The sequence below is a fragment of the uncultured Tateyamaria sp. genome, assembly GCF_947503465.1.
In the GTDB taxonomy this organism is placed as follows: Bacteria; Pseudomonadota; Alphaproteobacteria; order Rhodobacterales; family Rhodobacteraceae; genus Tateyamaria.
Window position 1 is genome coordinate 1,041,437 of sequence record NZ_CANNDN010000001.1, and the last position, 13,595, is coordinate 1,055,031.

General features: G+C 64.8%; 13 protein-coding genes. 6 read left to right on the forward strand and 7 right to left on the reverse strand.

The features are described 5' to 3' along the window. Window positions 1-50: 50 nt before the first annotated feature. From Q0844_RS05335 to Q0844_RS05345, 3 genes are read right to left on the reverse strand one after another with little or no spacing between them, the layout of a single operon-like run. A complete protein-coding gene (locus Q0844_RS05335; protein WP_299042843.1) occupies window positions 51-437 on the reverse strand; it encodes an RNA-binding S4 domain-containing protein in 387 nt (128 codons plus the stop codon). After that, window positions 438-3,323, reverse strand: a complete 2,886-nt coding sequence (locus Q0844_RS05340; RefSeq protein ID WP_299042844.1) for a helicase-related protein — start codon at window positions 3,321-3,323, stop codon at window positions 438-440. 17 nt (window positions 3,324-3,340) lie between these two features. After that, window positions 3,341-3,898 (reverse strand): tetratricopeptide repeat protein, encoded by a 558-nt coding sequence (locus Q0844_RS05345; RefSeq protein WP_299042845.1) that lies wholly within the window; start codon window positions 3,896-3,898, stop codon window positions 3,341-3,343. Window positions 3,899-3,972: 74 nt separating this feature from the next. Here Q0844_RS05345 and Q0844_RS05350 point away from each other — a divergent pair, with 74 nt between their 5' ends. The 6 genes from Q0844_RS05350 to Q0844_RS05375 all read left to right on the forward strand — a co-directional run bounded on the left by Q0844_RS05350 (window position 3,973) and on the right by Q0844_RS05375 (window position 10,651). Then, window positions 3,973-4,263 carry an SCP2 sterol-binding domain-containing protein gene (locus Q0844_RS05350; protein ID WP_299042846.1) on the forward strand — a complete coding sequence of 97 codons (291 nt, stop codon included), beginning with the start codon at window positions 3,973-3,975 and terminating at the stop codon, window positions 4,261-4,263. Beyond that, window positions 4,263-5,204, forward strand: coding sequence for an alpha/beta hydrolase (locus Q0844_RS05355; RefSeq protein ID WP_299042848.1), 942 nt, complete (start codon window positions 4,263-4,265; stop codon window positions 5,202-5,204). Before Q0844_RS05350 ends, Q0844_RS05355 begins: the two co-directional genes overlap by 1 nt. A gap of 38 nt (window positions 5,205-5,242) precedes the next feature. Further along, window positions 5,243-6,244, forward strand: coding sequence for a ligase-associated DNA damage response exonuclease (locus tag Q0844_RS05360; RefSeq protein WP_299042849.1), 1,002 nt, complete (start codon window positions 5,243-5,245; stop codon window positions 6,242-6,244). Continuing rightward, on the forward strand, window positions 6,241-7,833 hold the full coding sequence (locus tag Q0844_RS05365) for an ATP-dependent DNA ligase (RefSeq protein ID WP_299042850.1): 1,593 nt from the start codon (window positions 6,241-6,243) through the stop codon (window positions 7,831-7,833). The genes Q0844_RS05360 and Q0844_RS05365 overlap by 4 nt, the downstream gene beginning before the upstream one ends. Then, on the forward strand, window positions 7,826-8,683 hold the full coding sequence (locus Q0844_RS05370; RefSeq protein WP_299042851.1) for an amidohydrolase family protein: 858 nt from the start codon (window positions 7,826-7,828) through the stop codon (window positions 8,681-8,683). The genes Q0844_RS05365 and Q0844_RS05370 overlap by 8 nt, the downstream gene beginning before the upstream one ends. 147 nt (window positions 8,684-8,830) lie before the next feature. Beyond that, window positions 8,831-10,651, forward strand: a complete 1,821-nt coding sequence (locus Q0844_RS05375) for a M3 family oligoendopeptidase (RefSeq protein ID WP_299042852.1) — start codon at window positions 8,831-8,833, stop codon at window positions 10,649-10,651. A gap of 51 nt (window positions 10,652-10,702) precedes the next feature. Here Q0844_RS05375 and Q0844_RS05380 read toward each other — a convergent pair whose 3' ends face one another. From Q0844_RS05380 to Q0844_RS05395, 4 genes are all read right to left on the reverse strand, one after another. Further along, the gene (locus Q0844_RS05380) at window positions 10,703-10,909 is read right to left on the reverse strand and encodes a hypothetical protein (RefSeq protein WP_299042854.1); all 207 of its coding nucleotides are present in this window, start codon (window positions 10,907-10,909) and stop codon (window positions 10,703-10,705) included. Between the two features lie 77 nt (window positions 10,910-10,986). Next, on the reverse strand, window positions 10,987-12,051 hold the full coding sequence (locus Q0844_RS05385; protein ID WP_299042856.1) for a helix-turn-helix domain-containing protein: 1,065 nt from the start codon (window positions 12,049-12,051) through the stop codon (window positions 10,987-10,989). Window positions 12,052-12,159: 108 nt separating this feature from the next. Further along, window positions 12,160-12,429, reverse strand: a complete 270-nt coding sequence (locus Q0844_RS05390) for a DksA/TraR family C4-type zinc finger protein (protein WP_299042858.1) — start codon at window positions 12,427-12,429, stop codon at window positions 12,160-12,162. Window positions 12,430-12,476: 47 nt separating this feature from the next. Continuing rightward, entirely contained in the window at window positions 12,477-13,460 is a 984-nt protein-coding gene (locus tag Q0844_RS05395) for a Gfo/Idh/MocA family oxidoreductase (RefSeq protein WP_299042860.1), read from the reverse strand. Window positions 13,461-13,595 lie beyond the last annotated feature (135 nt).

Consider the following 13,595-nt stretch of genomic DNA (forward strand, 5'->3'; position numbering starts at 1 on the left):
CGGGCTGTCTCATCTTTGCGGTCGGGGCCTGAGTAAATGACGGGCCGCGATCATTCAAGATGTCGTGCGCGTGACAGATCGCCCTGACGGCGGTCCTTTTTGCTGGGGCGGCCTTTTCCCTCGAACCGGGGGTTTTCCGGAACGGGCGTTTCCCTGGGCGGTGGTGGCGGGGACATATCCGTATAAAGCGCCTGCGCTTCGGGAGCCGGTCCCCGGCGATGCCCGATGGCCACGACCTCGATGATGCGGACCACACGACCTTGTGAAAAGGTCAGGACGTCGCCCGCCGTGATCGTGGTGGCACGTTTCGTGACCCGGTCGCCGTTCACGCGCACATCGCCTGCCGCAACGCGCGCTGCCGCGAGCGAGCGCGTCTTGAAGAAACGGGCGAACCACAGCCACTTGTCGAGCCGTAGTTTGCCTGCGTCTTCCGCCACTTACTTGTCGTCCTTCAACCCCATGAGGGCTGCGGCAAATGGATTGTCGGGGTCGATCGCCTTTTCCTTCTTCGGCGGGCGGGCCGAGAAGTTCTGCGGCTTGGTGCCGCCATCGCGGCGTGGACCGCCCTTGCCCTTGGGTTTGCCTTTGGGTCCGCCCTTGCCACGCGGCTTGCCGCCCTGGTTGGGCCGCCGGTTGCCACCGGCACTGCGCCCCCAGGTGAAGGTATAGAACACTTCCATCTCGGTCTCGGCCGTGCCCGCGTCGGGGGCTGTGCCGGGGTCAATCTCCGTTTCGGAATTCAGGGGCACCTCAGGCGCCACTTCGGGCGTTTCCGCCGCTTCCTCGATGAGGGGCGCTTGGCCCACATCCGCGATGTCTTCGGTGCCTGCGGGCACATCGGCGGGCGCTGCGGCGTCCCCTTCGGGCGTGACCGGCGCCGTGTCGCCTGCATCCATGACCGGCGTGTCCGCCTCGGGCTTGGCGTCGAGGGCCGCATCCACGGCCTTGACCTTTTCGCGCTCGCCCTTCTCGGCCTTGTAGCCCAGACCCTGCATCAGGGTGGCGAACTGTTCCAGCGTCATGCCGGTGATCGACAGCATGTCGGCCTTGGCCTCGAACCCGCCACGCGAATCTTCGGCCCGCAGCATGTCGGCCAGCCGTTCCAGCATGTCGATGCGGATCGCCCGGTCGCCTGCGTTGCGGTAGCCGGACATGGTGTCGGTGCCCTGCGGCGCATTTGTCATGGCGGGCACGGTCACCAGCCCGGGGGGCGGGGATTCGGGGAATTCCGACAGGCCATTGGCCAGCGACCACAGCACCAGCCGCAGCCGCGTGGGCGCGGGTTTCAGCAGCAGCGGCATGAAGATCGTGAACTGGCCAAACCGGATGCCGTGCTTGCGCAGAAGCCCGCGCGCGTCCTGATCCAGCGCCTTGACGTCATCCGCGACGGTTGCGCGGGGCAGCACGCCCATCGCTTCGACCATCTGGAAGGCGAACCCCTTGGCAAGGCCCGACAGCGCGTCGTCCCGTTGCATCGCCATCAGCGGTTCGAACAGGGCGGCGACCTTGCGATCGATGAAGTGTTGCAGGCGGCGTTGCACCTTTTGCGCAACCTCGGGCCCTGCGACATCGTCCACGAACACCTCGACCTGCGGTTTCAGCGCATCCTGCCCCCCCACCAGCTTGCCCACCGCCGAGCTGCCCCACATGAGGCCGCCCTGTTCGGTGAAATCCAGTTCGGTGTCGGGCGCGTTATAGAAGCGGTCAGCCCGAAGGTGGAAATGCGGGGCAAGCGCCTGCAATGCGGCGGTCTTGATCGTCTTGGCCTCGGCCGCGCCCGTCCCCTTGTCCTGGGAAAACCGGAACCCGTCCAACTTGCCGACGAACTCGCCTTCGACAGTCACTTCACCATTGTCATTTACTTCGGCCACCATGGCCTCCTTCTGGCCTAGCCGGCGCAACAAGACAGAGGTGCGCCGGTCTACAAATCTTTGCGTCAGTTTCGCGTGCAACGCGTCTGACAAGCGGTCTTCTACATGGCGTGTCTCGTTCCGCCAATGGTCTATCTCGTCCACCCACCCCTTACGCTGTGCGACGTAAGTCCATGTGCGGATAAACGCCAGCCGTTTCGAGATGGCGTCGATGTCCCCGTCCGACCGGTCGATGCGCTTGATCTGGCGCGCCATCCAGTCGTTCGGGATGCTGCCCCGTTCGTGCAGGTAGCGGAAGATAACGTCCAGCAGGTTCGAATGTTCCTGATGGCTGATGCCGCGGAAGTCGGGCACGCGGCACACATCCCAGAGCAGGCGGACCGAGGGCGCGTCGGTGCAGCGGGCCGTGACCTCGGCGCTTTGGGCCAGCGACTTGAGCGCCTGCAGGTCATCGGCCTCGCGCGCCTTGACCAGAACATCGCTGTTCGGGGCGGCCTCGAGGCTGCGGATCAGGGCGTCGATGGTGCCAAACTGCAGCGCGTGGTTGCGCCATTTCAGTTTCTGGATGGGCGTGAACCGGTGGTCCATGATGGCCTGCGCCGTGCCCTCGTCCAGCGGGCGCACGTCGCCGGTCACGCCAAACGTGCCGTCCTTTTGCCCCCGGCCCGCGCGGCCTGCGATCTGGGCCAGTTCGTTGGGCGCCAGCGGGCGCATGCGCCGTCCGTCGAACTTGGAGAGCGAGGAGAACGCCACGTGGTCGATGTCGAGGTTCAGCCCCATGCCGATGGCGTCGGTGGCGACAAGGAAGTCCACCTCGCCATTCTGGTACATGTCCACCTGCGCGTTGCGCGTGCGGGGCGACAGCGCGCCCATGACCACGGCCGCCCCGCCCTTTTGGCGGCGGATCAGTTCGGCGATGGCATAGACGTTGTCGACCGAAAAGCCCACGATGGCCGACCGGGGGCGCATGCGGCTGATTTTCTTCTGGCCGGAGTAGACCAGCTGGCTCATCCGGTCGCGACGCATGTACTGCACGCCCGGCACAAGGGCCGAGATCGGGCCGCGCATCGTGTCGGCGCCCAGAAACAGGGTTTCATGCAGGCCGCGCGCCCGCAGCAGGCGGTCGGTAAAGACGTGGCCGCGTTCGGGATCGGCGCAGAGCTGGATTTCGTCGATGGCCAGGAAATCACAGCCCATGCCTTCGGGCATCGCCTCGACCGTGCAGACCCAGTATTGCGTGCGGGGCGGGACAATCCGTTCCTCGCCCGTGACCAGCGCCACCACGGACGGGCCGCGCAGCGCGACGATGCGGTCATAGACCTCGCGCGCAAGCAGGCGCAGCGGCAGGCCGATCACGCCTGTGCGGTGGCCCAGCATCCGGTCGATGGCATAGGTGGTCTTGCCTGTGTTGGTGGGGCCGAGAACGGCCACCACCCGCGCGTCGCCCGACATGGGCTGTCCCCCGATAATCAGAGCGTACGGCCGATGCCCTGGGCTTTCAGCTGCTCTAGCGCCTTGGTGGCGTTTTCGTGGTTGGGATGCAAGTCGAGAACCTTTTGAAAGGCCTGTTCCGCGCGGACGGTGTCGCCAAATTCCTGGAACATGATGCCCAGGCCGAAGATGGCGTTGTAATTGTCGGGGTTCAGCGCCAGCGCACGCTCAAGATCGCTGAGCGCGGGGCCATAGAGGTCCTTCATGTAGAAGGCGGTGGCACGGGCGTGCCAGCCTTCGGCAAACTCCGGCGCATGGTCGATCAGGGCGCTGAAATGCTCGATCGCGATGTCCGGCTGCTCTTCCTCCAGCGCCTTGCGGCCCCTGCGCAACAGCATGTCCAGCGCGGTCGAGCCCGATTGCGCCCACTCCCGCTCGATCTCGCGCGTGAGGCGTGTGGCTTCGGCCGGTTCGGCGCCGCGCAGCGCGTCGAGCATCTCGTCAAGCGAGGATTGCGCGACTGCGGGTAAGGAATTCCCTACTGTCAGAAAAAGTGCCGTGACGACAGGGTAGAGTTTACGCGTGTGAGTGCCCATAAGTGTCAATGTAACAGGGCGGGCCGTGAAATCCAGACAGCGCACCCAACCACTGACCAAAAAGGGCATCAAAGATGAGTGACACAGTGACCGAAGCCGTGGCCGTGCTGAACCAGAAGCTGGCAAGCGCGGATTTCGACGGAACCGCCAAGTTCGACATCGAAGGGGAAGGCGCGATCATGATGGACGCCTCGGGCGCACGTGCCGGGGATGAACCTGCCGATGTGACCCTGTCGGCGGATGCCGACACGTTCCGGTCGATCCTCGAGGGGGACACCAATCCCACCGCCGCGTTCATGACCGGCAAGCTCAAGGTCGATGGCGACATGGGCATGGCGATGAAACTGGCCTCTGTCCTGGCCTGATGACCCTGTCGGCTGCCCCTCTTTTCACGGATGTGTACCCCGCGCCGCTGGACGGTGCCGCCTATTGGGCGACCACGGCGGACGCTGTGCGCATTCGGCTGGGTGTGTGGCAGCCTGACGGCGCCAGGGGGACGGTTCTGCTGTTTCCCGGGCGCACCGAATACATCGAAAAATACGCGTCTGCCGCCGGTGATCTGGCGGCGCGCGGCTTTGCCACGCTGGCCGTCGACTGGCGGGGCCAGGGCCTAGCCGACCGGTTGCTTGACGATCCGCGCATGGGACATGTCGCGCAGTTCATGGACTACCAGCTGGATGTGCAGGCCGCGCTTGAGGCGGCCCGCGCGCTTGCCCTGCCCGAGCCCTATTTCCTGCTGGGCCATTCCATGGGCGGCTGTATCGGGTTGCGGGCCCTGTACGAGGGGCTGCCGGTGTCGGCGGCCGCCTTTACCGGGCCGATGTGGGGTATCCGCATTTCCGCCCATCTGCGCCCCGTGGCATGGGCGCTGGGACGGATGATGCCGGCCCTGGGACAGGGCCACCGCCTGCCCCCCGGCACGATGATCGACAGCTATGTGCTGACCGCCCCGTTCGAGGACAATCTGCTGACCACGGATGCCGAGATGTATGACATGATGCGCGACCAGTTGACCGCGCATTCCGATCTGGCGCTTGGCGGTCCCAGCTTTGTCTGGTTGCGCGAGGCGCTGGACGAAACCCTGGCCCTGTCGCGGATGCCTGCCCCCAACCTGCCCTGCGACACCTTCCTGGGCACCAATGAACGCATTGTGCATGTGGGCCGCATCCAGGCGCGCATGGACAGCTGGGAAGACGGGCACCTGCACCTGATCCAGCACGGCGAACACGAGGTGCTGATGGAAGATGCACGCACCCGTGCCGGTATTTTCGACAGCATGGCCGCGCGGTTTGCCGACGCGGCCTGAGACTGGTCCGCCATCCGCGACATGCTAGGTTACGGCGCATGAGCGCGCTGACCTTCACCCCTGCCGGCATCTATTGCGCGGCGGGCGATTTCTACATCGACCCCTGGAAACCGGTGGACCGGGCCCTGATCACCCATGGGCATGCCGATCATGCGCGGTGGGGGATGGGATCGTATCTGGCCACCGACATCGCCGCCCCGGTGATGCGCCACCGGCTGGGCGACGTGTCCATCGACACGGTGGGATACGGCGAACGGCTGTCCATCGGCGGTGCGACGGTGTCCTTTCACCCCGCGGGCCACGTGCCGGGATCGGCCCAGATCCGGGTCGAGGTCGCGGGCGAGGTCTGGGTCGCGTCGGGCGACTACAAGGTTGTGGATGACGGGCTGTCGACCCCGTTCGAGCCGGTCAAGTGCCACCATTTCATCACCGAAAGCACCTTTGGCCTGCCCGTGTTTCGCTGGCAGGATCAGGCGACGATCGCCCGTCAGATCAATGACTGGTGGGCCGGGTGCAAGGCGGCGGGCAAGACCGCGTTCCTGGGCTGCTACGCGCTGGGTAAGGCGCAGCGGCTGATGTCGATGCTGAACCCCGAAATCGGGCCCGTCCTGACGCATACGGCCATCGAAAACACCAACGCGGTGGTGCGCGCGCAGGGCATCATCCTGCCCGACACGGTGCAGGCAGGGCCTGATCTGGTGCCCAAAGAGCATCCGGGCGCAATTGTGCTGGCCCCGCCATCCGCCCTGGGATCTGCCTGGGCCCGCAAGTTCGGTGCGCAGGAGACCGCCTTTGCGTCCGGATGGATGGCGGTGCGCGGCATTCGCCGCCGGCGCGCGGGCGACCGGGGCTTTGTCATCTCGGACCATGCGGATTGGACGGGCCTGTTGTCCGCCATCTCGGAGACGGGTGCCGAAAATGTATATGTCACGCATGGATACACGGATATCTTTACACGCTACCTGAACGACCAGGGCTGGAACGCCCAGGTGTTGCAGACCGAATTCGGCGGCGAGGATGCCGAGGACGAAGCGGCATGAAACGCTTTGCCGCGTTGTTCAACGCCATCGACCAGTCGACCAAGACCACGGTCAAGGTCGCGGCGCTGACGGCCTATTTCCAGGACGCCCCCGAACAGGATCGCATCTGGACCATCGCCATCTTTTCCGGGCGCCGTCCGAAGCGGGCCGTGAACACCACGCGCCTGCGGGAATGGGGGGCCGAAGTGGCCGGCATCCCCCTGTGGCTGTTCGAAGAAGCGTACCCGATCGTGGGCGATCTGGCCGAGACCATCGCGTTGGTCCTGCCGCCGCCGACAACGGAAACCGACCATGGCTTGTCCCATTGGATCAATGCCTTACGGGGCATTGCCCATGGGCAAGACGACGACCGCAAGGCCTTTGTCCTGGACGCGTGGGCGTCACTGGATACCACACAGCGCTTTCTGTTCAACAAGCTGCTGACGGGTGGGTTCCGCATCGGGGTCAGTCAAAAGCTGATGACCCGCGCCCTGGCCCGCGCCACCGGCAAGGACGAGGCCGAGATGGCGCATCGCCTGATGGGCGACTGGGACCCGGCCACGACCACATGGGCACAGCTGATCGAGGCGGATGATCCCGCCGCCAACGCCTCGCGCCCCTATCCGTTCTACCTGGCCTATGCGTTGGATGACGCGCCGGAAAACCTCGGCAACCCAGGGGATTGGCAGGCGGACTGGAAGTGGGACGGCATCCGCGGCCAGCTGATCCTGCGCGGTGGCGCGCATTATGTCTGGTCGCGTGGCGAAGAGTTGATGACCGACCGGTTCCCGGAACTGGCCCGTGCCCGCGACTTTATCCCCGACGGCACGGTTCTGGATGGCGAGGTGCTGGCCTGGGGGGACGGCGCCCCGCAGAATTTCAACGCGCTGCAAAGGCGGATCGGTCGCAAGACGGTGCCGAAAAAGCTGCTGATCGAGGCGCCGGTGATCCTGTATGCCTATGATCTGCTGGAATGGGGCGGTGTTGATGTGCGACAAGAGCCGCTTTCCAAGCGCCGCGCAACGCTTGAGGAGCTTTGCAAGGCCTTGCCCACGGATGCGCCCGTGAAACTGTCTCCGACCGTGCCGTTCGACAGTTGGGACGCGCTGGCCGATATCCGCACCACCGCCCGCGACGCGCAGGCCGAAGGGCTGATGCTGAAGCGCAGGGGCAGCCCCTATCTGACCGGGCGCAAGAAAGGCGACTGGTGGAAATGGAAGCTGGACCCGCTGACCATCGACGCCGTGATGATCTATGCGCAATCCGGCCATGGTCGGCGGGCCAACCTGTTCACCGACTTCACCTTTGCCGTCTGGAAAGGCAATGAACTGGTCCCCTTCACCAAGGCCTATTCCGGCCTCACCGACGAAGAGTTCCGCAAGATCACGGCCTGGGTCAAAAAGAACACGCAACAACGCTTTGGCCCCGTGCGGCAGGTCACGCCGCACCATGTGTTCGAGATCGCCTTCGAAGGGATACAGGCCTCATCCCGCCATAAATCGGGGGTGGCGCTGCGCTTTCCGCGCATGGCACGGTGGCGCCACGACAAACCCATCGCCGAGGCCAACAGCCTGGATGATCTGAACGAGATGCTCGAAATCTATGGATAGTGCCCCGCCGCCGCCCGCCCCGACCTTTGTCACGACACCGCTGCCCGCCGGGGCCTGGGACGCCCACGTGCACCTGCTGGGCGGCCCCGAACATGCGCTGTCCCCAACCCGGGCCCAGGATCCGCCCTCGGGCATCACCTTCGAGGGCTGGCTGGGCCGCTACCGGGCACACCTACAGGCCCTGGGCTGCACCCGCAGCCTGATCGTGCATTCGATCCTGTATGGCACCGACAATACCGTCACGCTCGAAGCGGTGCGCGCCATGGGCGACGGGTTCAAGGGCGTGGGCCTGCTGCCCGACGGCGCGGCCAGAGCGGACATCAGGCAGTTCGCAGAGAACAACATGGTCGCCGTGCGCCTGAACTATGTTCACGGCGGCGTGCTGACATGGGACGGGGCCAGGGCCATGGCACCCGCGCTGGCCGACCACGGCATGCATATCCAGATGCTGTTGCACGCCGACCAGCATATCGAACAGCTCGCGGACGACATCCGCGCCCTGCCCGTTCCGCTGGTCATCGACCATTGCGGCTGGCCCACGGACCTGAACCCGCACGCCCCCGGCGTCGACACGCTCTGCGCGCTGCTGGCCGAGGGGCACGTGCACGTCAAGCTGTCCGCCCCCTACCGGCTGACCGATGACATCACCGAAACACACCCGCTGATGCGCCGCCTGATCGACGCGAACCCCGAGGGGTGCCTCTGGGGGTCCGACTGGCCGCACATCATGCTGAACGGCGCGGAAATGCCGCAGGCGGCGACCCTGGCCGACGCCCTGTCGCAGATCACCACGCCCGATGAACGACACAAGATCCTTGTCGATACGCCCGCGCGCCTCTTCTTGCCCTGATCCCTCGTCATCTTGCCGGATAAACTCCGGGGGGTCTGGGGGGCTGGCCCCCCAGCCGGTCGCCGCAGCGCACGCGCGGCGAAACCCTTGCCCCGACCCTCATGCCCCCATACCTATGGCGCAACACGTAACAAAAGGTGCTCAACGATGTTCCAACTCCCCTTCCCCGTTCGCGACGCAAATGCCTCTGCCGGGGATCAGCCCTTGGGCAACCTGCCGGAATGGAACCTCGACGATCTGTACACCGGCGAGGACGCCGCAGAACTGAAACGCGACCTCGATTGGCTGGAGGACGCCTGCAAGTCGTTCGCGTCAGATTACGAAACCAAGCTGGATCAACTGGATGCAAAGGGCCTGCTGGACTGCATCCAGCGCCAGGAACGGATCAACCAGGTGGCGGGACGGATCATGTCCTATGCGGGCCTGCGCTATTACCAGCTGACAACGGATGCCGGCCGGGCCAAGTTCATGTCCGACGTTCAGGAAAAGATCACAAACTTCACCACGCCGCTTGTCTTCTTCACGCTTGAACTGAACCGGCTCGAAGACGCCCACCTGGCCGGTCTGCTGGACCAGAACGCGGACCTGGCCCGCTACAAGCCGATCTTTGACAAGATCCGCGCGACGAAACCCTATCAGCTGTCGGACGAGATGGAGAAGTTCCTGCATGATCTTGGCGTCGTGGGCGACGCGTGGGAGCGTCTGTTTGACGAGACCATCGCCGGGCTGACCTTCGACATTGACGGCGATGCGTTGAACATCGAGGGCACGCTGAACTTCCTGACCGACCCGGACCGCAAGAAACGCGAGACAGCCGCGCGCGAATTGGCAGAGGTGTTTTCAAGCAATATCAAGATCTTTGCACGCGTGCACAACACCCAGGCCAAGGAAAAGGAAATCCTCGACCGCTGGCGCGGCATGCCCACGGCGCAGACCGGGCGGCACTTGTCGAACCAGGTGGAACCCGAAGTGGTCGAGGCGCTGCGCAATGCCGTGGTTGCCGCCTATCCCAAGCTGAGCCACCGGTATTACGAGCTGAAGCGCAAGTGGCTGGGTCTGGAAACCATGCAGGTCTGGGACCGCAACGCCCCCCTGCCCATGGAAGACCCCCGCATCGTGACCTGGGACGAGGCGGAAAAAACCGTCATGGACGCCTATAACGCGTTTGATCCACGCATGGGCGACCTTGCCCAACCGTTCTTCAAGAAGGGGTGGATCGATGCGGGCGTGAAACCCGGCAAGGCGCCGGGCGCCTTCGCCCATCCCACCGTCACGGATGTGCACCCTTACGTGATGCTCAACTATCTGGGCAAACCGCGCGACGTGATGACGCTCGCCCACGAACTGGGCCACGGCGTGCACCAGGTTCTGGCGGCGGGTCAGGGCGAAATGCTGTCTTCCACCCCCCTCACGCTGGCTGAAACGGCGTCGGTCTTTGGCGAAATGCTGACCTTCCGCAAGATGCTGGACGGGGCCAGGGATGACGCCCAGCGCAAGGTCATGCTGGCGGGCAAGGTCGAGGACATGATCAACACCGTCGTGCGCCAGATCGCCTTCTATGATTTCGAATGCAAATTGCACGAGGCGCGGCGCGGCGGCGAATTGACGCCCGAAGACATCAACGCGCTCTGGATGTCGGTGCAGGCGGAATCGCTGGGGCCCGCCTTTGAATTCATGGACGGGTACGAAACCTTCTGGGCCTACATTCCCCACTTCGTTCATTCGCCGTTCTACGTCTATGCCTATGCGTTCGGGGACGGTCTGGTGAACGCCCTGTACTCGGTCTACGCCGAAGGGGCCGAGGGCTTTGAAGACAAGTATTTCGACATGCTCAAGGCGGGCGGGTCCAAGCACCACAAGGCGTTGCTGGCCCCCTTCGGGCTGGACGCCTCCGACCCCACATTCTGGGACAAGGGGCTGAGCATGATCTCGGGCTTCATCGACGAGTTGGAGGCCATGGAAGACTGACCATGCAGCAGACGTGCACGCATGGGGGATGCGTGCACGCGGCGGTGTGGTCTATTGGGACACGGGCTGCGCCACCTTGTCCTCGATCGGGGTCGCGTCCGGGCGCGGGACTGCCGCCTTGGGCGCGCACAGCTTCATAAAGCCGCAGAACATCCCGTCTTCGGGATAGGTAGAGGGCACCTCGGCAGGCATGGTTTGCGCCTGGGCCTGGCCAAAGCTGGCCACAACAATTGCAAGGGTCAAGGCAAGTTCACGCATGGGACATCTCCTTTGGCTGCTATGTCTGCCCCAGGAGATGTCCCCGGCCCGCCGCAGATGCGCGCCGGGTTTGAAAATCAGTGCAGATTTGCCGGGATCGGCGATGATCCTTCGGAATCGGTGCAGCCCTCCGACAGCGCGTCGCGGCGAAATTCCGTCGGGCTGCATTCCATTTCGGCCCGAAAGGCCCGGTTGAACGGGCCCATCGACGCAAAGCCGACCTCGTAGGCAATCTCGAGCATGGTCGTATGCATGTGCGCCGGGTCCCGCAGCATGTCACAGGCCGCATCGATGCGCGCGCGGTTGATGAAGCTGGAAAAGTTGCGGTGTCCCAGCCCGCGGTTGATCGCGCGGCGCAACCGGTGCTCGGGCACCGCCAGCCGGGCCGCCAATGCGCCGATGGTCAGCCCCTCTTCCCGCCAGATGCCCGCCGACATCGCAGCCGTGATCCGCCCGATCAGCGCGGTATCCGGCCCCTCGCCCCCGGACATGGCCGGTGCGGGCGTCTCCCCCGTCTCGCCCGGCCACAGGCTTGCATCCGGGCGCAGCAACCAGATGGCGAAGGCCACGCACACGACAAAGGCGCCCGAGGATTGCAGCAGCGCCAGCACCAGGGAACCTTGCTGCAACAGCCCGACGGCCTGCGCGCCGGTCAACACAAAGGCCAGACCGGCAATTGCCACGGCAAAGGCCGGGCGCGCGCGGCATCTGCATTCCACCAGATCATCCCGCGCCGTCCACAGCGACAGGACCACAAGCGCGCCATACAGCGCCACGGCGACGGTGCTGCACACGGGCAGCGTGCCCGGCGACATCAGCTCGACGTAAAACAGGCCCGACGCCACCAGGCCCGCCCCGATCCACGGCCACCGCCACGTGGGTCCGTCCAGAAAGATGCTGACGATAAACCAGGTCATCGCCACCGGCGTCAGCGCGGTCAGCAACAACAGGTTGTTCAAGACAAGTGTCGGCACCCCCAGTGGCAACGCGGTCTGCGTGACCAGCAGCGACGCCTTGGTCACCGCGATGGCCATCGCGGACAACCGCCCCTCCAGCCCGATGGGCGCGCGCCACAGCAACAGCGCCAGTAGAAACAGCAGCGTAATCGCCCCGCCGCGCAATGCCAGGTCCAGATACATCATGGCCGGTCCCTCCTGATCCGAAAACAGCCCTACGCAATCCTAGCGCCGCCAGACCGGTGCAGCGCACCGATTTCTGAAAAAGGCGCGTCGATTCCTGAAATCAGGCGGTCACTTCAACTGGCTGTCCTTCGATCCCCGCCGGTTGATGCCGCCCCGCGCCTTGTACGCGGCGTCCCGCTCGGCCACGCATTCAACGCACAGTTTCACCCCCGGCACGGCCCTGCGGCGCGCCTCGGGAATCGGCTCTTCGCATTCGGCGCAATGGGTCAGGCTCTCGCCCACGAGGGCCTTGCGGGCCCGCATCCGCGCCAGCTTATCCGAGATCGACGCCTCGATCTGTTCGGACACCGCGCCATCCTTTGCCCAACCTCCAGCCATGTTCATGCTCCTTCATCTTGCAAGGAAAACTCTTCCCGAAGGGCCGATCAGCCTGCCGCCGCACCGCCCGCCCTGGCAAAGACGGCATCGATCACCGCCTGCGTGCCGCGCGCGTCCTCAAGCTGCCAGGGATAGGACCCGCCCGACCTCAGATGCTGCGAAAACGCCTCGACCTGTAACACATAATGGTTTGCACCGGGAAACCGTTCCTCGATCACGCGCATGCCCTTGTGGATCTCCAACCGGGCTGTGGCGAAGACGCCCGGGTTGAACGGCGCGGTCAACGTCATCACCCCCGCATCGCCGACAAACGTCATCTTCTGACATGGATGCATCCGCATCGCATTGACCCAATGGGCCGAGAAGCCGGGAAACCGGGCCGACACACGTGCCACGACATCAACCCCGTTTTCGAAGTCGACATCCGCATGGGTGATCGCGTCCGGCTCTTGACCGGTGAGCCACCGTGTGGCGCCGTAGGTATAGACCCCGATATCGGGAATGCCGCCGCCGCCCGTTTCCGGCCGGTTGCGCACGTTGCCGGGATCGGCGGCGTTGTCATAGGCGAACAAGCCATCCACATGACGCAATGTGCCAATCGCCCCGTCCTGGTACAGCGCCCTGGCCCTTTGCCATTGGGGGTGGTGCACGATCATGTAGGCTTCGGTCGCGAACAGGCCGCTGCTGTCGCGCGCGTCGATCAGCGCCTCATATTCCGCAGCGGCCATAGCCATCGGTTTTTCGCACAGGACATGCTTGCCCGCCGCCAGCGCCCTCAGCGACCACTCGACATGCAGATGGTTCGGCAGCGGGATATAGACCGCCTCAATCGCCGGATCGGCCAACAGCGCATCATAATCGTCATAGACAGTCAGGTCCGGGCAGACGGCCTGAAACTGGGCGGCCTTGTCGGCGCTGGACGTGGCAAGCCCCGCCAGCCGCGCCCCTGCCGCCGCGTGGATGGCCGGGCCCATATGTTCGCGCGCGAACTTGCCCGCGCCCAGAATACCCCAATTGACCGGATCAGCCATCAAACATCCCCCCGTTTCGGTTGCGTGTTGGCGCCACCTTATCGGCCCCGCATGTGGTGGCAAGTTCCGGCCTGCCGTACCGTCATGCTGGCCTGATGACATCTGGCCCGCTTACGATCAGGGCAACGCATGGGC